We start from the raw sequence: 21213 nt of genomic DNA, 5'->3' as shown, positions 1-21213 counted from the left end.
TGATCAAATCATGATTTCTTGTTAGGCGTAGGTAGTCGTCCGAAACCGCCTCCGGCTGGGAATGCGTAGTTCCCAATCCCGGTAACCGTATTTGATAAAAGCGCAGTCGTCTTATGAAGAAGCGTATTACCACCACCGGCCTGGATAATGTATCCCGCCACAGAGGGCACAGAGAAGTAGCCTACAATTCCAATAATGAGAAATATCAGATAGGCCATGTCGTTGGCACTAAAAAAGGTATCGCCGTTCTGGGCGACTTGACGGATATCCAGCTCAATCATTTTCTCCTGAATTTTTCCGATGATTGCCCCAAAAATATTGGCGACAGGAAGCCAAAGGAATATGTTTATGTAGCGTGCAATCCAGGCAGACAACGTGTGCTGGAAACCGTCAAAGACGGCAATGCCGAATACCAGTGGTCCGACAATTGCCATCACGATCAGATAAAAGGTTCGGATCGTATTGATACATAGGGCGGCTGATTCAAAAACAAGTTGCAAGACCTCACTGATCATGGCCTTGATCGAGTTTCGGAAATTGTATGATTGTTTGGCCATGTAAAACTTGATATCATTGGGTATTCCCTGGCCAAATGCTTCATCGGTCGTTCCATAGGTATATTTAAGCCACATATCCCTGTTTCCTTTGCTATCATCACCTACATACATCTGCCAGAATTTGGAATCTTTGATGGCATCTTCTTTCTTTTTTAGAAGTGTTGCAATGGCTTTGTCTGAATCTTTTACCATTCCGGCAGTGCCACGGACGGTAGGAGCCAAGACTGCATTCAGCATCGCGATCACAGAGGGGAAAATCAGGATCGCAAACCCAAGCACAAACGGCCGGAACAATGGGTAAAAATCGATGGGTTCAGCATTGGCGAGATGCCGCCAGACGCGGTGAGCTATGTACCAGATGGCTGCAAAGCCTGCAATGCCCCGGCCTACGTTAATGAGTTTACTGCAAAGAGGCAGCATTTCCTTGTAAAGCCCGTCTAACACGCCGTTCATGCCCCGGACCTGCTCGGCAAATCCCTGCGCTACACTCCAATCTGGGCAAAGAATTGCCAGCATCACAAGGACGGTGACTTTGAAAAAGCTTTTCATACAAGTTCTCTTTAAGGTTCGATACCGTATATTTTCTTTCTAAGTTCTATATCCGCTTTTTCAGAATTGCGCTGCGCTGCCAGCACACTGGCATTGCTATTAAAATATCGAAGGAAGCTCAGTTTATCTGTCATGTCCTCGTAGATGCTGTCAATGATCCTGAGCCTTTCATCATCAGATGCCCTGAGTTTTTTGGCAGTAAGGACAGTTGTCAATGCATCCAGATTTTTGATGCTTCCTTTGATCAAATCCGTGTAAACATCATATATATACGCGAGCTCTTGTGCTGTAAAGTGATCCCCGGAAGAGAACTGCGCGTACGCTGCCCGGTACTCTTTGACAAGTGCCAGTTGGCATGCTACGATATCTTTTACCCTTGAATATTTTTTGACAGACGGGCTGACCTGTAACAGTCCGTCCAAAAAGGCTTCGTGCAGTTTGAAATTTCCCTGGGACAGATCACGGATCGTGTTGTATCCTTTAAAAAGGATTTCATAACCGTTTTTGAGTTCTTTCAGGATCTTTCGAAGTTGGTTTAGTTTTTCAATGTTTAAAATCAGCTGGGTAACCTCGGCTGTCTGGGCCTGTGTACTGTTAATTGGTGCAAGTGCAAACATGGAAAGTAAAATGATGATCAGTGCCTTTTTCATCTTATTTCAGTTTATGCCGTGCAGTGCCCGGCTGTTTTTTATTTCGGTTCTTTCAATGTTGACCTGCTCAGCAGATACTTTGATGCTTTGCTCAAAGCTTCGGGCGAAGCTGTAATTGTCCTGCATCTGACGGAAACAGAGCTCAATGCGCAGAATCCTTTCATCGTCAGTCATCGCAACGTTGTTATTGCGGATTACCAAAAACAGGTTACCCAGAATATGCTGGCAGTCCTGGTAAAGCACAGCAAGTACCCTTTCAAAGTAAGCCAGCTGATCCTGGTCAAACACGCCTGCTTCAGCCAGGGCTGCGGGCATTTTCTCGCATACATTATTGATCTTTCCATGTAGATCAGTAATTTGTTTCAGACGGCCATAGGAGCCGATATTGGGGTTCACGATCAGAAGAGAATCAAAACGGTTTTTATGCATTTTGAATTCTGAGCGTTTGATGTCTGAAATTGTTGTAAGGCCTTCCTTGGCAATTTTATAGCCCTTTTTGGTTAGCTCCAGATATACTTTAAGTTGCGCAATCTGCTCGATCAGATACTGTTTCTGGGTCTTTTTCTGGCGAAACCATTCCTTGAAGTTCTGGGCAAACCCCGCATTTGCAACCAGTATCAAAACGATCAGCATCATTGCTTTTTTCATCGCAATTGATTTTTTGTTAAAATTTAATCGATTCCGTAGAGCTCCTTGATTACCTTGGCATCCAATTCGTCTTTTGCCCTCGACAGGCTTAAACGCTTGTTCTCATTATTGAAAGTGGTGAGCTCATCGTATACTTTATCAACCTGCTTTGCCGCCTGATCTATGATTTCCAGTCTTTTGGCATCACTCATCTGGGTGGTAAAGGATTTAACAACCAGGGTGAGCAGGTCTACGTTTTTAGCTGTCTGCTCGATAATACCCGTGTACACCTTCTGCATGTAAAGCAGCTCATCAGCAGTAAAATGTTTATCATTATGAAACAGGGCCCAGGCCTTTTGGTACTGCTCGACGATCAGTGCTTCCTTCTGGGCGATCTCTTTGATCCGGAAATAAAGGGAGATCACCGCCTTTACCGTTTTTAGCTCATCGTAATACTTTTTATACAGGTCCCGCTGTTTTTTAACCCAGTCGGCAATCTGTTCGAGTTTTAGTTTTGCCATCGTGTTTTCCAGCGCCTTCTGCGCGTTTTGAAGTTTGATGACTTTATTCTGTCTTCGCTGGATCATTAAATCCACGGCCTTTACAACTTTTTTGATCGCCGCTTTGATAATAGCCGCCCAGGGATTTACAGCCTGAGCTTCCGGGATCGGCCCAAATGTGGCACCAATAAGCACCAGCGTGAAAAGGAATCGCTTAAACATGATTAACATACTGTTTGGGTGGAGTAATTTGTTTAACCGCTCTTGGAGCGCATTTCTTCTGCCAGCACCTTGATCCCACTTTCGATAGTGCCATACTTTTTTGCATATGCTGCTACCTTGATCTTTTCGGTCTGCTCAGTTGTGTAGGCCAGATACTCGCTTGGGCTCACCTCGGTCCTGTATACCCTGGATAGTGTGCCGCCCAGACTGATGAAAACTTCCTTGTATTTTCTGAGCGGATCGTTGGCTTTGTTGACCGAAAGCACTAGGGCTTTCTCCTTTTCGGTCAGCCCGAGCAGCTCTTGGATCTGATCGAATTTATTTTGGTATTTGGACTGGTCCAAAAGTATCTTGCAATCCGAGTTGTTAATAATGGCCTGCTTTACAATAGGAGAGGAGATGATATCTTCGACCTCCTGGGTTACCACAATGGCCTCGCCAAAGAATTTACGGACGGTTTTAAAGAGATATTTTATGTATTCCGCCATACCTTCTTTTGCAATTGCTTTCCAGGCTTCTTCGATTAATATAATTTTACGGATGCCTTCCAGCTTTCTCATCTTGGAAATAAATACCTCCATAATGATGATGGTTACTATAGGAAATAAAATGGGATGCTCTTTGATCGCATCCAGTTCAAAGACTATAAAGCGCTCATTAAGAAGATCTAAATTCTCCGTAGCATTTAAAAGGTAGTCAAACTCGCCACCTTTGTAATAGGGCATCAGTACATACAGAAAATTATTGATATCAAAATCCTGATCCTTAACCTTGTCTTGTTTGAGTACAATTGTGAATTCGTCTCGTACGAACTCGTAAAACGAATTGAAACCCGGGGTCAGGGTCACAGACCCTTTTTTATTAAAAGAGGCATAGTACAGGGTTAATGCATTGGATAATGCCACATACTCAGAGCGTCTGAAAACCTCATCGTCCTTTTTCCAAAGTGCCAAAAGTAGCGTTTTAATACTTTCTTTTTTCTCGGTATCCAGCAGCCCGCTCGGTCCTAAATAAAATGGGTTGAATTTGATAGGATTGTTTTCGTCATAAGTAAAATAATACCCGCCCACCATATCGCAAAGCCCTTTGTAGCTGTGGCCTACATCCACTAGCACGATATGTGCGCCAGACTCATAGTAGCTTCTTACCATGTGGTTGGTAAAAAAACTCTTACCACTGCCTGATGGCCCAAGTATAAACTTATTCCGGTTTGTACAAATACCCATGCGTATGGGCTCATCGGATATGTCTACATGTACGGGTTTGCCGGTTAACCGGTCCCCGAGCCGCATACCTACCGGGCTGTCAGAGCTGCGGTAGCCGCTTTCCAGGTTCAGAAAACAGGCTGCCTGCTCGGCAAATGTGTCAAAGGTCTCATTGATCGGAAAATCAGCCGCGTTACCAGGAATTCCTGCCCAGAAAATTTGAGGTGCACCTGTTGTTTCAACTTTGGCTGCAATATCCATTTGCGCAAGGGCAGAGGATACTGTGCTTTTCAGTTCTTTGAGCCCGCTTTGTGAATCCGTCCAGGCTAGCACATTAAAATGCGCTTTGACCGGAAGGCGCTGCTGACTGATTGCCTCGTTTAAAAATTCGTTGGTAGCATCCAAGGCAAGCGAATTCTCTCTTGCGTAAACCGATAGTGATTGTAATCTTAGCCTTTTGCTTTCGAGCCTTTTGAGGGTTTTGTCAGCATCCTCTATAAATATGAATTGATTAAAAATGTGGTTGCAGTTCAGTAGTTGTCCCAGTGGCGATGCAAAGCCGGTACTGAACTTGGTTTTGTCGGTTGAATACCGATCGTAGATAACTGATGGGCTGCATAGCCCTGGCAGGTCTGCCGCGTCTGCCAAACTGTAAAGCTGGCAAAAACGGTCCCCGATCTGTATGCCTTTATCAAAGTGCAGGTCGCGGATCAACCTTCCTTGATCCCCGGCAGTCAGGTAACAATATTTTTCTATAAGCCCGGATTGACGCGCCTGACTGAAAAGCTCCTGCTCTTTAAGCTGGCGAAGTTTGACAAAACCTGAATCCTCCAGAATCCTTCTGAACTGTCCGGCTGAGTCAAGAAAGTCGTGCAGAGATTGGGTGCTTAATGATTGCTGTGGTACCAGGCTTGGGCGGATCAGATTGGAAAACATCGAGCTTGATAACTTCCGATCAAACGGCTTTTTGGTCAGCATGATGTAACATTTGTGATCCAGAAAAGGCCGTCCGGTAAAAAAAACTTCACTGCTACGGCTCAGAAAGCTGCTGCCCGTTTTGGTTGAATCTGGTGAATATCTGCTATCAATGAACCAGTCCTGTTTTTGAAAGACGCTTCCCACGGGCAGCATTTTCAAAGCTTTGACCCAGGTCTGGTGAAAGGCGCCGTACTGCGGATCAGATAACGTAAATATCTCGGGCAACTCAGCCTCGAAAACCATCGTCATGTCCCCTTGTTTGGAAAGGATACAGCCATGCTCAATATCCAGGATCGGTAATAAATCATCCAGCAACTTTTCCATCTCTACACTTGATTTATCTTGAAAAATTATAGAATTATTTGTCTGTTTAAGGCTATTGGTCACTAGGTGTCAGTCTTTCTGCCAGACTTGAATGCCTTTCTTGATATGGATTTTAAGACCATGGGAACACTTCGTTTAGCCAGGGCTTTGGTCAGTCCATGCTCTCCATAGGTGGCGCTTAAGTGGTAGATGCCCATGATCATCGCAGTACCCAGACAGAGTGTTATGCCCAGACAGATATAGGTGTTGACTTTGAGCATGTACATGACTGCATAGATGATTAAGAGCGCGAACATGCCGGCTCCCATGTACCATATGTACTGCGCGCGCAGGCCCTTAAACACAATGCTTTTGTTGATTCCTTTATTGATCTGATAGGTGCTGTTGGCCATGGCTGCTACATTTTAAGTCCCTTTCGTTGGGGTGAATCGATTTCGTGCTGCTGATTTAGCGGCACCACATTCGTCTCTGTAATTTCCTTATCGTTGTTTTCCTGTGGGATTGTGCCTTCAAGCTTTTTCTGCTGGATCCTGATAGCGATCTCTCTTTCCAGATTTGAGAGCTGATTTTTTAGGTCTGCAAGCTCCTGCTCTTTTTCAAAAGGTTTTTTTGAAAGCTTTTCAAGTGCCGGAATTGTTTTGTCCAGTTCCGCCAGCTGCTTTTCTGTCTGCTCACGGACACCGGTGACGCGTTCGATGGCATTTAGAAAGTAGCGCGCAGTTAGTTTTGGGTTTTCGGTACTTGGATGGCCTTTGTTGAATATGTACTTTATCTCGCTGCTATCGCGCTTGGCAAACAGCGTGTTATAATTTTCAAAGTGAATTTTCCCTCTTTCATCTTCCCAGTACTGCTGGTTGCTGCGGATAAACAAATCAAATCCGTAAAGCTTACCAATTCGCTGTGCATCCTGACTAGTATTTGGTGGCTTCCAGTTCTGATACAGTGACAGAATATGAGTACCGCTTGCCTGGGATGTTTTTTCTTTAAGTCCAATTAATTCAATCGGGTTAGCTTTTGTGCCGTCCTTTTCGAATTTCAGATTTCCCTTGTAGACCGCTTCATCTGCTTTCAGTATTTTTAGTGTATCTAGGGTTTCGCTCTTCTCTTTAATTAGCCTTTCCAGTTGAAACCCACTTCGGGTAGACTCTTTGTAATGGGCTGATTTCAGACTTTCCAGTACTGCAACTTTCTTTTCCAGTTTTGATTTTTCCAGAAGCGATGTGTCTCCAGAGAGCAGCGCGATGTACTCAGAAAAGTTCATCCCGCTTTTTTCATCCCCAGCACCCTCGTCAATCGTGCGTACATTAAGCGATGAATTTTTCATCTGGGAAATAAAAGTCTGCTTGTTTTTCAAAAGGTTAAACTTGTAATTGTCCAGACTCTGCTCAACGGCATATATGAAATTCTGAACCTTGTTTTCGCAGAACTCTTTTGCGATCATGTTGCCCTGCCGGGCTCCTCGGCCATTGCGTTGCTCAAGATCTGAGGGCCGCCAGGGTATATCCATATGATGCATCGCAACGATTCGTTTTTGTACATTCAAACCTGTTCCTGCCTTTTCGGTACTGCCGATCAGGATCCTGATATCGCCACTATTCATTCGTTTAAATAGTTCTGGCTTGCTTTTATCCGTCCAGTCATGGATGTAGCTGATCTGATGCACAGGGATATGATAGTCTTTGGTCAGTTTTTGTTTTAAGGCGTCGTAAATATTAAATCCGTCAGGCTGGGGAGTGCCAATATCCGAAAAGACAATCTGGGTACCCCGGTGCGCGCTGCTTTGATGGTAAATTTCTGCCACCTTCGCCGCACAATGATTGACCTTATTTCCGGGGTGGTCACTGTATTGATGCGCATCGACCAGCCGCATAGCCGCCATTTTCTTTGCGTAATTGGTCGCGATCAGCATCCTTCCTTTATCTTCCTGTGGAGAAAGTCTGCCACGTCCGATCCGTGAGCCGTCGCCCGTTGCTGCGAAATGCATCAGGTTTTTAATGAAAACCTCCTGATCCGGCGTGGGTTTGATGTTCACCAGCTTTTCATCGAGTTCAGGCTTGTCCAGCTTGATGTGTTTAGCCGTTTTGTAATCGGTAATCTCATTGTAAAAAAGGGCAAGCTCGGGTACTTTGATAAAATGACGGAAACGCTCCTTGGCGATGATTTCATTGGTGACCGAAAATTCGAAATCAACGGTTTTACGGGTAAACACTGCTGCCCAGCCGTCGAAATTCTCAATCTTTTGACGCTGCATTTCTTTTGGTCTTAGGTATTTGAAAAGCAGATACATTTCTGTAAGACTGTTTGAGATGGGTGTGCCAGATAAAAACGTGACACATTGATCCGCGTCAAACTTTTCCTGTAAAGTCCGTACCGCAAAAAGCATATTAAGCGCTTTTTGGCTTCCTTCCATGTTACCAAGTCCAGCGACCCGGTTGTGACGTGTGGTAAAAGTCAGGTTCTTGAATTTATGAGACTCGTCCACAAAGAGGTGGTCGACACCCATCGATTTAAAATCAATTCCGGTATCCTTTTTTTCTTCAATGTTTCTTTCGAGTTCCAATAGCCGCACGGCCAGATTTTTCTTTCTGATTTCAAGACCTTTGAGCATACTTTTGGAGATGTCACCGCCCAGATTCGTGACGGTTTTCAAATCTTTTTCTACATGATCAAGCTCAGTCTGGAAAATCTCGCGCTGAAGCTCAGGCGACTGTGGGATCTTGCCAAACTGGTCATGGGTCAGTACAACGCAGTCCCAGTCATTGTTTTTGATCTCATGAAACAGCCGCTGCCGTTTCTCGGGGCTAAAATCGTTTTCACCTGGGGCGAGCACCCGCGCTGAGGGGTAGGCTTTGCGGTAGGTTTCCGTGATCTGATTTACGTTTGCTTTCAATGCCAGAATCATGGGTTTGCTGGCAATGCCGAGGCGTTTCATTTCATGGGCGGCTATGATCATCGTCAGCGTTTTACCAAGGCCAACCTCATGATCGATCAAAGCGCCCCGATTCTGAATGATTCGCCATGCGGCGTTTTTCTGCGAACTATACAGATCATCAATGCCCAGTGCCTTCTTGTCAAGACGCGGAAATCTCAGGTGACTTCCGTCATACTCGCGTAGTACAAAACAATTAAAAGTATCATTGTAAAGCTTTTCAAGATGCTTTTTATCATCTAATGGAAGCTCTTTAAGCCAGTTTTGAAATGCTAACCTGATACTTTCGATTTTCTGATTGGCCAGCTGTATCGCTTCATTATCCGGAATGCGGGCCTTGCTGCCATCTATTCTTTCTACCTCATAGGTAAAGAAAGGAGCAGTGTTTTCCAGCGCATGTTCCAGAATGGTTTCCCCATACATGGTGCGGCCACTTTTTGGTGAGACGGCATATTCACGCTGGGTTTTCAGACTGAACCCTTTGCTTTCTACCTTGAAGGCATCCAGTGAATCAAAATAGCTGATCTTGGTTTGCTTCTCAAAAAGATTACTGGCAAACCGGTCATAGAAATTGAGCGGTATCCAGCGCTCACCCAAATTGAAATCAAGCAGCTCAAAAGGGATCTTCTCGGGCTGTATTTTACTTATTGCTTCCAGGCTCTTTTGAAGCTGTGCATCCGTGGGATGCGCTTCGGTATTGGCCTGTGCAATCCGAAGCTTCTCAACGACATTACCACTCAAATATTGATCCCGCGTTTCCCAGCCAAAGGTTGCTGGATTCAAAAAAATATAGCCTTCCAGACGTTTGATGGCCTGTGCGCTATCCAGACCCGTCGCAAGCGCGATAAAGGGCATATCCACTTTCCCCTTGTCATTCAGACATCTTGCCAGAGCCTCGATCACATCATCCGTGCGGAACGCCTCCGGTATTTTAAACTGGCTGCTAGTCAGTATATCGGCCTTTACAAACTGCTGATCTTGCCGCAGCTCCACCGAAGATAGTATGGTTAAACCAAGGCCATCTTCCAAAATCAGCTTACGGTTTGAGGGGCTGTTCAGCTGACCGTGTGCCAATACGAAATCCTCATATTGATTGTTCAGACTTTCACGAATCTTGTGCTGGGGCTCTTGGAGTTTCGCTTCCTTTTCGATCAGCTCCAAATACACATCACGTATTCCGATATAGCCCTTGTAGATGTCCCTGTTTTTTAACAAATACTGAATTGGTTCAAAGTCCGCTTCTCCCAGATTTTCGTTTACCTTGCCCAGCTTCCCTGCACGCTCACCGTCAAATACTAATGTGCCTTCCTTATAAAAGGATTTTGCCAGTTTAATGGTGCTGACTGCATCATGCGTCAGATTGAAAGTGGTTTGCAGTGTTTTATCACCATCATAAAGGTAATGATGATCATACTTTTTCAGCTCGCTGGCCAGCTGTTTTAAAGCCAGGTTCAAAGCCGCCCCGTTCATCCAGCGCTGCGGCGTATTGATTTCGGCAACATTCGAATACAATTTGTAATTGTAAAAAGGTTTGCCTGCCGCTTTGGCAGTCAGAAGCACAATGCTTTCGTGCTCAGGCCGCTCTTTGGTTTTGACGACAGCGATGATCCTGGCCGTATTTCGGTCAACGAGTTTAATGTCAATCTGTGTGAGGTAGGCTGGACCTTTGCTGCTGCTTTGAACAGGTAGCGTATCAAACAAGCCCATTTGCACCGGTTGCGCTGTGGTGTTAGTTTCCGGAACCGGCAGAAAAGTTAAAGCCCTGCCAGTCGGCGGCACGGGTTTTATTTCCGGAGCTTTTTTTAAAATCGAATATTTGTAACGTGCCGCGAGATCGCCGGTTATCAGTTGGGTCAGCTTCCGCTCGATCTCGCCGATATCACCGTTTTGCCATACCACTTGATGCGCTTTTCCGTACTGATCTGTGCCTTCTTTAATCTGGTTGCCAACCAGAATTTCCGGGTGGTGTTTTACATAACGGTTTATATGATACGTACCGTAGGAATTCGACTCGGATACCGTCTGGGTTAGCAATTTTTCATCTTCTGAAAGAATGGTTTTCGAAGAATTTTTCTGGACGATCAAAAGATGGCTTGGTGCCTGGGTTCCTCCGGTTTGGTGCATCAAGTTATCGGGCATCACCGAAAGGCTAATAAAATCGGTGCGGTCAAACAGGTAATATCTGGCCTCTGAATTCGACGGACTGTTCAAAAATGAGTCCGTTGTAATGTAGGCCAATAGCCCGCCATCCAATAATTTATCAAGACCTTTGGCAAAAAAGTAATTGTGGATCTTGCCGCTAAGCTCCTTGTTGGTAAAGTCTGGATCATAGACGGCAAAATTTCCAAAAGGAATGTTGCTGACGACCAGATCATACTTTCCGTTATCATCCGTGGGCGCCTGTTCAAATCCCTTGATATGGACCTTGACAGGTATTTCAGGTTGGCTTGTCAGCGCCTGCAATACCCTCCCTGTCAGTAAATCTTTTTCAACGGCAGTAATTTTAGTAATTCCTGAAAAGGTTTTCAGCGCCTGGTTGATAAAGATACCTGCTCCGGCGCTTGGCTCGTACATATTTATAGGGCTTATACCGCGCTGTTTTAGTGCTGTAAAAAGTGTAGAAGGAACCACCTCAGGGGTGTAGAATGCTGTCAATATGCTGCTTCTCAAAGACTGGCTGACTTCTTTGTAGTGCTTTTGATCAAGATGCTTTTTTAGCAGATCATAAAACTTTTGCATCGGTGCATGTAATTTTATATCTGCCTGGGTGGCACCTTGTTCAAGCCAACTTTTCTCACTGCCGTCTCCATAAAGAATGGCCTTGATACCTCCGAAGCCCGAATACTTTTCCAGGCTGATCCGCTCAGACGGGCTGATCGGGCTTTTGCCGTCCCATTCCAGGGCGATCCGGATTGCCTCGGTGTTGGCTTCAAGTTTATGAAGTGCATTGTAAGCCATTTCTTTAGGTGTTTAATGGTTTTTGATGGTTAATCCGTTTGGCTTGGTGCTCAGTATTGCTGCCGAATGTATTCGTCTATCATGCCCGTGATCGCGTTATAAATCTGATCCTCATAGGCATCATCCATAGTAAAGCCCAGCGCGTCAAAGGTGTCTTTGCAGTACTGCTGCAGGTTGATGAGCTCGTAGGTCAGTATGCCGTCCTGCTCCCAACTCTTAAAAAATGGATTGAATTCCTCTTCAAGCACATTCCACAGATAATTGAAGCGGTAGGGTCTCATCTCTGCTACAAGCGCATGAATACACCGTTCTTCGATGATGTAGTCAGCTTTGCCTTCGCTGGTGAGCTGATCGAGTAGCGGCAGCACGGATTCGATTTTACTTTCCAGGTAATTGCTTAGTTGATCACTCCTCTCAAGCTGGATGATGAGCCCTGGATTGCTTACAATGATATGAGCCCAAAGTTTTTGTTTTAATCGCTGCTGCATGACACTATTTTTTAAATCCTGAAAAGAACTAAATTTTGTAGGCTCCATTACCGGTAGGATGGGAGCCAGGGGCTGATAACCTAGTTTATTGATTGGTCCGCTCATTGTTATGATAGGTTTGGTACTAATAATGTTTTAGGTTTATTAAAACCGGCAGGAGACTTGGCGCCTCCTTACCGGCTGCTCCATTTGTAACTTTGCGGCGCTCAAAGACCCGTCGCGTGCTTTTTTGAAATCAAATAACAGTGACCTTTAAAGCTTGGCCTGATGCTTCAGGGGCAGATAAATAAGGTGATGTGCTGCTGATTGCTTTCAAACGAAAGCTTTGGGATATATATCCGATGGCCTGGCCCTCATGTTAAAATGGAATTTCATTACTGGACATGCAGAACTATATTCCAAAGAAGGATTGAAGTACCGTCGCCACCACAACCAGGAATATACAGCTGCCAAACCAAGCGGCGGCTACTTTACCTGTATCCTGGTCGCCTGCATTCCACTTTTGGAAAACCTTAATGGCTCCGACCAGGCCTAGTACTGCGCCGATTGCATACATCAGATTCGTTCCCGGTTCAAAATATTCCCGAACTTTTGAATCTGCTTCTTCGATGCCCGCCGCCCCGTCCTGCGCCCGTGCTACCAGGGTCGCCGTCGCCGCGGCCAATGTTAATAGCAAACGATGTTTGCCTTTTAAAATCAATCGCCTCGCTCTCATACACACACTATTTAAAAGTTGAACATAATTTGCTCATTTGTTTCCAGGCAGGCTTCCCGTCAAATAAGGCGGGAAGCTTTTCGCCCGGAAGTTGCACTCTATCTCACAACTGCTTCCATATTAACACTTTATCTTCTTCACGCAGGTGGATAGAGCCATATTTAGCACATTCCGTTTCGATCAGATTGTTGATCGCAGTCTGGAAAGGTGCTCCCCGTAGAGCGGGGTATTCTTTTAATGTCATTTGTAGCAGCAGGATAAAATCTTGTTTGCCATATTCTTTCTCATGCGCCTCTTCGATGGCCTCTTTCAGATGCCCGGCAAGCCGCTCCACCTGATCGAAGAGTTCTTCATTCTGCCACGATGCTGGCTCTTTTTCCGATTCATCGTCAGTTTTAGCTAGCTTCGTATACTCATACTCCTGTTGATCCGCAGTCTGTGTCGTAAAAGCTGGTGGATCCGGTATGTCCATGCTTCGCTGTTGACTTTGGGGCTTTCCGGAATTATTTCGCCGTCCAGCGATCTTTGCTTTTAAATCGCGGCCATAAAATCTTATGCCGATAAATAGGTAATAACCTGCGATCAGCGGGGCAAGCATCGTGAAATAATCACCCCATGGGTTGGAAGTAAACATAAGATATTGATTTTAATGTGAGGCGGAATGCTTCAAGTTTAAAGATTCGAAACCCACCGCTTCTGTTAAATTTATCGATACAAAGTAAGTTCACCGATTTACTTGGGAAAAGCGCAGCAAAAGTTGTCGCCCCGCTGCGCCCCTCGCGTACTTATTCTCAATGCTTTAATTTTCAGTGTATTAGCTATTCAGGAATATTTACAAATATTTATTTCTGAGCAACTTTATAATGGAAGATGCTCCGTTAGATGGATTTAAAATATTAAGCACAAGTAACTTATGTTTTCCGATAGCGATTTGCCATGCAGATAATTATTTTTTAGAGCCCGCCAGACTCCCTAAATTCGCAGTTATACGGTATAAAATCCAAAGATTTTTGAATCTAAAACGCATAATAATATACGTTTTCTGAATATGGTTAGCCCTAGGATAATATGCAGTGTAAGAAGCTTGGCTTTGGCGTCTGCCAAAAGCTGTCAAATTAGAGTTAAATCAATACCGTGGAAGGTTGTAAGACTGTCTGGATTGGACGCACTTTGCAGAGATCAATTAAAGGCGTTGGTTAGGATTTGAATATTTAATATTCAAGAATACTTATCCTCGTTTTTTTCTGATAATCAAGCGATATCAGTAGGCGACCGTTAAATAAGTTGCAACGCTTTTCCAGGTAACTACTTAAAAAAGTGATTACCTTGATTCCGTTACAAACAGCAGAAACCGTTGTTTGTTGCTATGCGCTGTTTTCAAGAGATCTACCCACTTTATTATTAACAATCACAAAATTGTCAGCTTTTAGCTGGATGAGGGTAGCTTATAAGTTATTCTGGTCCTTTTTTCGGCTGAGAACTTCACGATATTAAATATTTTTTCAGCTATGACAGGTCAAAAAATATTTCCTTATATCTGCAATTTTGCATGTCTTGTATGATATCGGTCAGACGTCTTTGCAGGATTAATCAATGGGCGTGCCAAATAAAGTTGCGGTGGACCGTTGAGAGAAATGAATATGTTTACTCAATTAATTTGGAAAGTGTTATCCAAGTTAATATAGCTTCCGATGATCATCCATGTGATCTTGCTTTTCGCCGAGACAAATATCTTCACGAAAAACACCTATATAGTATTACGTTCTTGAATGAGAAACCTTTTATGGCTTTGGAGCCTCTTCCCCCCTAAACCTTGTAACCTGTAATGTTTTTTCATCAAAAAGCTGAATGATACCAGAAACACGCTGCTTTTCTGGTCAGATAATAAATCCTCTCAAAAATTCACCTCTCTTTTAATTATGAAACAACCATTTTATGTTTGTGCCTACCTGATTGTAATGCTGGTTGGCTATTTATTCTTTAATCCTGTCTCGGCCCAAGTCTCACCTACCCAGCAAAAAGTAGAAACACTTACTGACAGTATTCAAAGTAAAAGGACTCAGCGAAAGCAGCAGCCCACTCCCGTGATTGGAGAAAAGCTGCAAAATGTACAATCGAACAAGAGTGATACACTTATCAATAACGCCAAAGAAAGAATAAGAAAGTGGAACAGGGACGTGACCCCGGAAATAGTAAACGAAGCGCTCCCAGACAATGATGTGGGAAACTATTGGAAAAACATAGTGTGATCAACTCCCTGCAGGTACTGGAATTAATAAGATCTGCTATGGCCGGAAGACTGAAAAGAAACAACCTCTATATCCCAAGGGATTCGTTCACCTATCGTACCCTGGTTACCATGGGTGCACTCAACGGGCAGGGCTCAGCTACCCTGGATTCTTCCCTGCAAAAAATTCACGTCTACGGGACTCTGCAAGAACTATATGTAGAACTTGCTCGGTACATTCTTTTCAAAGAAGGACTATCAACATTTGATAGGGGTATTGAAAATAATTTGGATCTAATTGCCAAGCAGTCAAACTTTATTTCCCGAAAGGAATTTTCTGAATATCGTTTTACTGAAACCAGCAGACAGATATTGAAGGGAATAAACGTTTACCACGATAATGATGTTTTCATCCCCGGAGTTAACAAGGATATGAACTACACCGGTGGACTCAGGGTCGAGCTGACTACGGATTTGATAAAAATAAGACTGCTTGCCAATACCTTTCTAAGTGGTAAGGCATTTAGATTTGTTTCTAAAATTCCTGTTCTCAATTTTTTCTCAAAGGAAATCAGGAGGCTAAAAATTGACAACATCAATTATCAGAGCGTTTTTTACGGAATAGAGGCTTACACACCATACTTGCGGTTTGACTCGATTGGAACCGCGCTTAGAATGAATGGCAACCCCTATGACAGTCTGACAAAACTAAACAGAAATAATAGTTATTTAAACGATCGCCCGTTTGCCGGCATTGCCTATATTGGCAGAGCTAAGTACAGGATTAATGAGATGGGTACGGTCCGCACTAGAGGCGAGTTTTCAATTGGTATTTTGGGGGGCAAGATCGGGGAATCATTTCAATCTGCTTTGCACAGGGACCTGACCATAGACTCTCCAACGCCCATAGGATGGGATCAGCAAATAGCCAATGGAGGCCGTTTGACACTCAACCTGAGCCAGGCCATGGAATTTATGCTTCTTTCCAAACAAAACGATGTATTTAAAAATACTGAAAACATAAAAGATTACAAGGGTAGGAGCGGTTTGAAGGATTGGATTAATGTTTACAGTTCGATTGAAGGGCGCATCGGACAACAAATTACCTATGCTGGCGCAGGAGTTGGTTTCAGCAACTTGACTTTCAAGGAAAGAAGCGGTACACAAATGGTGAAGAATCGCCCGGGAAGGATCTATAATTTCATTTTTTCTTTTGAGGCAAAGTATCGTTATATCGTTCATAATTCCATGCTGGAAGGGTTTGGATGGTTTAATACACGGGAATTTGATAACGACGGGAACTCCGATGAATCAATATCCAAGTGGAAGTTGGGGAAAAGTATTATAAACCGCAACATGATATTTACCGATATCTTTGTAGGCTTCAGGTCGATAAAAACCATGGTATTTTTCAGTGCCACAATAAACACCCGGGAGTTCTACGGTAAGCAAATTGGAAATAATCTTTCTGGTATCGATAGTCAGCTATTTAATACGCAGAGGGTCTATGCTTTTGGAAGGCTTGGTTTTAACTTTTTAATGTAATCGTGCTCGCTTTTGATAGCTGGCGGGCAGAGTTTCCGCCAGCTATCAATTCATTTAGATTTAACCTGCATAAATATTAAAAGTTCTGACCGCTGCACAATGTCCAAGCCGTTGATGCATTCAACCGGAAAGATGTTACTGGTTGAAAGCATCACATCACATCCTCCTATGAAAGATGCACAGTTACAAATCATTTTCTATATCAAGTTTGGCATCGCGTCGCGTCTGAAAAGTTTTATTAGGTGCATATGACTTACAATAAAATATTTTCATGACTTGTCCGGACATTATTATACTGGCTGCATAGTCTGCTACCATACAAATCAGCATCTTTGAGGTTTGGTGATTTGCTGGTATTTTAAACCTGATTATTTGCACTCCACCTCTACTATATTATCCAAGGATTAGAAACCTACTTTCGATGATTACCCTGAAATTTTTTGGATTCTAGCGTAGGTTAAATTGTTTCCCCCACAGAAACAAGCCTAAAAGTGCAGCTAAGGTAGTGGCCCCCATTATACAGCTTTCCCTAGGATCGCCAAAAGGTTCGGCATAATGGGGCACTCATTTTTTTAGTTTTCTTAAATACGGCCCCACCGCAAGCGGACTTATTCCGCGTTCCTTTTGGCCTGAGAAGGGGCCACTTAACCAGAGCTTTCTTTTTTTCTTGTTTTTTCTTTGTGGGAAAAACAATTGTGTTTTTCAGTAGACAGATTGCAGGAAAAGAGAAAAAACGAAAATTATTTTTTCACTAACAAATCCTTGTAATTATGGAAATCGTAGCGCGCATTGTCTCGGATGCACAGATATCTGAAACCAAATCAGGTAAAAAAGTGGTCAATTTCTCTGTGGCCATTAACGACTATTACAAACCAAAAAACGGAGAGGGGGTGCAAGCCACCACATTCATACGGTGTACCTACTGGATCAGTGAGGCTATCGCGCCTAGGCTGGTCAAAGGGGTTTTGGTTGAATTATATGGTCGTTTGGGCGTTGAGGCCTACACCAATAAATCGGGTGATCCGGTTGGCGTGATCAATTTTCAGGTGAGCCGTATAAAACTGCATTCGACCAAATCGAAGGGCCACACGGCAAGCGGGCATGCACCAAGCGGCGCAGCGGCCAACGGTCACGCTACAAGCGCATCTGTAGCAGTTGCAGCGGGCTCAGTGGATGCTGATGACGATCTTCCTTTCTAATTTCTAATCAATTATTTCTCAAACACTAAACTTTCAAACATCATGGCACATAACCTTCATTTCGACGAAAATACAGGAAAACACAGTTTCTTTTCTGTCAAAGAAAAAGCATGGCACGGATTAGGCCAGATTTTGGACGAACATCCGACCAGTGAGCAGGCAATCAAACAGGCAGGCCTTGACTACGAAGTAGTGAAAGCACCTCTTTTTATCTATACAGATTCTGTGCGTATAGAGACAGACGGTGATTTGATTACCCAGTGGGAAACGCCCGTTCACGGATTTTTTGCAACCAAGCGCATGGATACCGGTGCGCCTCTTGGGGTGGTCGGCAAAGACTACCAGATCGTGCAGAACCGTGACGCTTTTTCTTTCTTTGATTCCATCGCAGGTTGTGGCGAAATTCTGTATGAAACAGCGGGAGCACTCGGAGATGGTGAGCGTATTTTTATCACAGCCAAACTCCCGGGTTACATACGGGTAGGAGATGACGATCTGATTGAAAAGTACCTTTTTCTTACAAATTCACACGACGGTTCTGGCAGCATTACCGCAGCGTTTACACCCATCCGTGTAGTATGTCAAAACACATTGAATGCAGCCATGCGCAATCTTTCCAATGTGGTGCGCATCCGCCATACGGCCAATGCAAAACTTCGCTTGCAGCAGGCGCACAAAGTAATGGGTATTGCAAATCAGGTTTCTGCCGAGCTTGAACCGGTTTTTAACGCGTGGGCAAAGGTGCGCATTACGGACGGAGAGCTTAAAAAGCTAATTGAAATGGCCATGGCTCCCAACCGGGAAGTACTAGGAAAGCTTAAAGACAGCAGGCTGGAAGAACTGTCTTCCCATTATACCAACATGGTTGAAAGTGTGTATGAGTATGCATTGAGCAGTCCTACCCAGAATATGCAAACAACCGCCGGCACCGTTTTTGGGGCCTATAATGCGGTGACCGGCTACTTTCAAAATGTAAGAAGTTACAAAGATGAAGAGGCCAAAGTCAAATCTACGCTGCTTGGTGGAACTGCGCAGCTGCGCGGACAAACTGCTTTTAATCTCTGTGAAGACTTTACCCGCTATGGGGCTGATATTTTCAACATGAATTAAATTAAACAAACGGCAGCCGCCTAGGGGTGGCTGCTACAAACCTACCTTAAAATGAAAGCTTTTAATCAATTAAAAAACGTGGAAAAAGGGAAGTTGCTTCACCAGTTGTTTCCGGGTGAAATGCCCGCTCTGCTCGATTTCGTGCAGGGCATGTGTGAAGCTGTCAACGAAAACCAAGACCTGAACCGTGCGAAATGGAACAACGGGCTTTTTAGTTTTGATTTCTGGCTCAGTCTTGCCGGAAATGTACACGGCGTTACGGAAAAGTACGGGCCAAAACTACACAAAAACAGCAATCTGTTTGCGGATCAGCTTTTTGATGGTTATCTGGCCTGTTTTACCATGCATTGCATTGTAACCTATACCGCTGTAAGACAGAACGAAAACAGCAAATTTGTAAAAGCTGTTGATTTTTTGTTTAATCCATAACGGGCAAATTAGATGTAATATACATCAAACGGAATCAGGTATTCTGATAACATTGTATCGAGTAGCGGCGCTGCTTTCACGCTTTTTGCTGAGGAGCCACAAACAAAGGAAGATATTCTTACATCTCTTAAGGAAATAAAAAACAACCGCGATATGGTAAGCTGGCGGATAGCCACGGACAATGACCAGGATCAGATTTATCTAACGATGATTTTCAGAAGTCCGCAGATACGCGCATTCAGCTGGTATGAAATCAACGTGCCTGCGCAGCTGATCTGTGAACAAAGACGCGGAGGGACTACGGCGAAGCAGTATATATAAAAGTCTGTGCTTGATCTCAGACAAAGAACCAAGGATGAAAATGTGGCAAAGTAAGGTGAGAAATTGATAATATAGTTTCAACCGGCTAATTAAAGACCAGAAATCATGAAAAAGATAACCATCACACTTTATAGCTTTGAAGAGCTACCGCAGGCGACACAAAAACAGGTTACCCAAAAGCTGAGTGGCATCAATGTGGATTATACTTTTTGGTATGAATACAGTTATGAACACTTCAAAAAACTTTGTGCTCTATTGGGGGTTGGAGTAGAGGCCAAGAGTTTACACTTCAATGGTTTTTACGCCCAGGGCGACGGCAGCTGTTTCGGCGCTGATGTTGACATTGTGGGGCTTATAGAAGGTATTAGAAGCCGTGTCTGGACATCGTCGATGCCTGCATCAGAACTGGAAATGCAAGCTCCGGATATTTCTCCATCTTTATTTTCACTGATCAAAAAAGGAGGCATTGATATTTCAGCAAAGATCTATTCCCATAGCAACGGCATTGGTATTGAGGCCGGTATGGATTGGAATTATGATTCTTCCAAAAATCTTTCCAACATCGATAAATCTTTTTTAGATATGGAAAGCTGGTTTCAAAAGACATCCAAAACCCTAAATGATTATTTATATCGGAGCCTGCAAGCTGAGTATGAGTTTGTAACCTCCGAGCAAAGCGTAGCTGAAACAATTACCGCGAATGAATATCTTTTTACCATAGACGGAGAACCTGCATTTCATTTGGAACCATTAGCGGACTGAGGCGATAATCAACAAATAACATTTTCCGAAATTAGAAATGACTGTCGTTCAAATTACAGATGTAAAGGGTCAGAGGATAAATGGTCACGGATCTTCCCACAGCTATCCAACAGGCAGCCTTGTTTAAACAATACCGACATAAAGATACCGGACGCGGTAAGCGGGATGAAGAACTGAAAATGTATTGGTCACACATGCATTCAGAACTTTTAAAGCTCTGCGACAGGTCTGATGCCGACAAATAATAAACTTATTTGTAGTAATTTTATTAAGCCATCCATTAATATATAGATTATCGTAAATGTTGGCGAGGCTGTTTGAAATCCTTATCTGTTAGTATTGCATTACTGATTTAAGACCCGCTTAAAGTCTGTTTTTGAATCATGCTAGCAGGCTATACATAGCAATAGTGATTTTTAAGAGAGCAAGTTAAACTTATACAACAATTGAAATCGAAGTAAGTCAGAAAATCGCGCCCTGCCGCAACGGCAGCAGGGCGGTTAATCGGTAGAAGCCTTGTGGGCAGCGGTCTTATCAGGGCCGCACCCATAAGGCTTATTGTTTTTTGTTGAAAAACAGGGGCAGTGTTTTCAAAAGTATTGAAAGACGATTTGTAGACATCCGATCACCGTAAAGCCAGAAAATTTTATGGTCGCTTCCAAACCTGTCAAAATACAGGTGATTTTTCCATTATAGATAGTGTATTTTGTATTGACTCGTGGGAAATACTAACGCGGACTAGTTTTAACTGTACAAACAATGGAAAAATCTCAGAAAGCATTCAAGATAGCAAGGTTAAGAAAAGCGCTGATACATTAAAAAACAACATGTAAGTTATTACGCGCCGGTATCCGTAATTTAAACTGCAAAGTACATGCCATAAGAATTTTTTAGCGGATTTGCCATTCAAGATGAAGT

Annotated in this window: 17 protein-coding genes; 7 read left to right on the top strand and 10 right to left on the bottom strand. The window is 43.7% G+C overall.

Going from position 1 to position 21213, the window contains the following annotated elements:
* Positions 1-8: 8 nt before the first annotated feature.
* The 10 genes from traJ to FZF08_RS29370 all read right to left on the bottom strand — a co-directional run bounded on the left by traJ (position 9) and on the right by FZF08_RS29370 (position 13336).
* Entirely contained in the window at positions 9-1106 is a 1098-nt protein-coding gene (gene traJ / locus FZF08_RS29415; RefSeq protein WP_159477713.1) for a conjugative transposon protein TraJ, read from the bottom strand.
* Positions 1107-1117: 11 nt separating this feature from the next.
* Entirely contained in the window at positions 1118-1756 is a 639-nt protein-coding gene (locus tag FZF08_RS29410; protein WP_159477710.1) for a TerB family tellurite resistance protein, read from the bottom strand.
* A 6-nt stretch (positions 1757-1762) separates the two neighbouring features.
* A complete protein-coding gene (locus tag FZF08_RS29405; protein WP_159477707.1) occupies positions 1763-2404 on the bottom strand; it encodes a hypothetical protein in 642 nt (213 codons plus the stop codon).
* A gap of 23 nt (positions 2405-2427) precedes the next feature.
* The gene (locus tag FZF08_RS29400; protein ID WP_159477703.1) at positions 2428-3105 is read right to left on the bottom strand and encodes a conjugal transfer protein TraI; all 678 of its coding nucleotides are present in this window, start codon (positions 3103-3105) and stop codon (positions 2428-2430) included.
* A 32-nt stretch (positions 3106-3137) separates the two neighbouring features.
* On the bottom strand, positions 3138-5612 hold the full coding sequence (locus tag FZF08_RS29395; protein WP_159477700.1) for a TraG family conjugative transposon ATPase: 2475 nt from the start codon (positions 5610-5612) through the stop codon (positions 3138-3140).
* Between the two features lie 62 nt (positions 5613-5674).
* A complete protein-coding gene (locus FZF08_RS29390; RefSeq protein ID WP_159477697.1) occupies positions 5675-6004 on the bottom strand; it encodes a DUF4133 domain-containing protein in 330 nt (109 codons plus the stop codon).
* Between the two features lie 5 nt (positions 6005-6009).
* The gene (locus tag FZF08_RS29385) at positions 6010-11499 is read right to left on the bottom strand and encodes a helicase-related protein (RefSeq protein ID WP_159477694.1); all 5490 of its coding nucleotides are present in this window, start codon (positions 11497-11499) and stop codon (positions 6010-6012) included.
* Between the two features lie 50 nt (positions 11500-11549).
* Positions 11550-12092 (bottom strand): hypothetical protein, encoded by a 543-nt coding sequence (locus FZF08_RS29380; protein WP_159477691.1) that lies wholly within the window; start codon positions 12090-12092, stop codon positions 11550-11552.
* A gap of 286 nt (positions 12093-12378) precedes the next feature.
* Positions 12379-12702, bottom strand: coding sequence for a DUF4134 domain-containing protein (locus FZF08_RS29375; protein ID WP_159477688.1), 324 nt, complete (start codon positions 12700-12702; stop codon positions 12379-12381).
* Between the two features lie 103 nt (positions 12703-12805).
* Positions 12806-13336 (bottom strand): hypothetical protein, encoded by a 531-nt coding sequence (locus FZF08_RS29370; protein ID WP_159477685.1) that lies wholly within the window; start codon positions 13334-13336, stop codon positions 12806-12808.
* A 1285-nt stretch (positions 13337-14621) separates the two neighbouring features.
* Here FZF08_RS29370 and FZF08_RS29365 point away from each other — a divergent pair.
* The 7 genes from FZF08_RS29365 to FZF08_RS29335 all read left to right on the top strand — a co-directional run bounded on the left by FZF08_RS29365 (position 14622) and on the right by FZF08_RS29335 (position 20295).
* Positions 14622-14951, top strand: coding sequence for a hypothetical protein (locus tag FZF08_RS29365; protein ID WP_159477682.1), 330 nt, complete (start codon positions 14622-14624; stop codon positions 14949-14951).
* Positions 14948-16474, top strand: a complete 1527-nt coding sequence (locus tag FZF08_RS29360; protein ID WP_159477679.1) for a lipid A-modifier LpxR family protein — start codon at positions 14948-14950, stop codon at positions 16472-16474. The genes FZF08_RS29365 and FZF08_RS29360 overlap by 4 nt, the downstream gene beginning before the upstream one ends.
* A gap of 770 nt (positions 16475-17244) precedes the next feature.
* Complete coding sequence (locus FZF08_RS29355) at positions 17245-17673, top strand: single-stranded DNA-binding protein (protein ID WP_159477676.1); 429 nt, start codon at positions 17245-17247, stop codon at positions 17671-17673.
* A gap of 42 nt (positions 17674-17715) precedes the next feature.
* Positions 17716-18783: a DUF932 domain-containing protein gene (locus FZF08_RS29350; protein ID WP_159477673.1), complete on the top strand. Its 1068-nt coding sequence runs from the start codon at positions 17716-17718 to the stop codon at positions 18781-18783.
* A 51-nt stretch (positions 18784-18834) separates the two neighbouring features.
* A complete protein-coding gene (locus FZF08_RS29345) occupies positions 18835-19212 on the top strand; it encodes a hypothetical protein (RefSeq protein ID WP_159477670.1) in 378 nt (125 codons plus the stop codon).
* 153 nt (positions 19213-19365) lie between these two features.
* Entirely contained in the window at positions 19366-19533 is a 168-nt protein-coding gene (locus tag FZF08_RS29340) for a hypothetical protein (protein WP_159477667.1), read from the top strand.
* Between the two features lie 105 nt (positions 19534-19638).
* Positions 19639-20295, top strand: coding sequence for a hypothetical protein (locus tag FZF08_RS29335; RefSeq protein WP_159477663.1), 657 nt, complete (start codon positions 19639-19641; stop codon positions 20293-20295).
* Positions 20296-21213 lie beyond the last annotated feature (918 nt).

This window comes from Dyadobacter sp. 3J3 (assembly GCF_009801115.1).
GTDB lineage: Bacteria > Bacteroidota > Bacteroidia > Cytophagales > Spirosomataceae > Dyadobacter.
The sequence above is the reverse complement of the archived record's forward strand: the minus strand, read 5'-3'. Positions and strand labels throughout refer to the sequence as shown.

Coding starts and splice junctions, on each gene's coding strand:
- FZF08_RS29385 (WP_159477694.1), bottom strand. CDS start 11,499: ATGGCTTACAATGCACTTCATAAACTTGAAGCCAACACCGAGGCAATC.
- FZF08_RS29410 (WP_159477710.1), bottom strand. CDS start 1,756: ATGAAAAAGGCACTGATCATCATTTTACTTTCCATGTTTGCACTTGCA.
- FZF08_RS29390 (WP_159477697.1), bottom strand. CDS start 6,004: ATGGCCAACAGCACCTATCAGATCAATAAAGGAATCAACAAAAGCATT.
- FZF08_RS29395 (WP_159477700.1), bottom strand. CDS start 5,612: ATGGAAAAGTTGCTGGATGATTTATTACCGATCCTGGATATTGAGCAT.
- FZF08_RS29405 (WP_159477707.1), bottom strand. CDS start 2,404: ATGAAAAAAGCAATGATGCTGATCGTTTTGATACTGGTTGCAAATGCG.
- FZF08_RS29365 (WP_159477682.1), top strand. CDS start 14,622: ATGAAACAACCATTTTATGTTTGTGCCTACCTGATTGTAATGCTGGTT.
- FZF08_RS29355 (WP_159477676.1), top strand. CDS start 17,245: ATGGAAATCGTAGCGCGCATTGTCTCGGATGCACAGATATCTGAAACC.
- FZF08_RS29345 (WP_159477670.1), top strand. CDS start 18,835: ATGAAAGCTTTTAATCAATTAAAAAACGTGGAAAAAGGGAAGTTGCTT.
- FZF08_RS29335 (WP_159477663.1), top strand. CDS start 19,639: ATGAAAAAGATAACCATCACACTTTATAGCTTTGAAGAGCTACCGCAG.
- traJ (WP_159477713.1), bottom strand. CDS start 1,106: ATGAAAAGCTTTTTCAAAGTCACCGTCCTTGTGATGCTGGCAATTCTT.
- FZF08_RS29350 (WP_159477673.1), top strand. CDS start 17,716: ATGGCACATAACCTTCATTTCGACGAAAATACAGGAAAACACAGTTTC.
- FZF08_RS29375 (WP_159477688.1), bottom strand. CDS start 12,702: ATGAGAGCGAGGCGATTGATTTTAAAAGGCAAACATCGTTTGCTATTA.
- FZF08_RS29380 (WP_159477691.1), bottom strand. CDS start 12,092: ATGAGCGGACCAATCAATAAACTAGGTTATCAGCCCCTGGCTCCCATC.
- FZF08_RS29340 (WP_159477667.1), top strand. CDS start 19,366: ATGGTAAGCTGGCGGATAGCCACGGACAATGACCAGGATCAGATTTAT.
- FZF08_RS29370 (WP_159477685.1), bottom strand. CDS start 13,336: ATGTTTACTTCCAACCCATGGGGTGATTATTTCACGATGCTTGCCCCG.
- FZF08_RS29400 (WP_159477703.1), bottom strand. CDS start 3,105: ATGTTTAAGCGATTCCTTTTCACGCTGGTGCTTATTGGTGCCACATTT.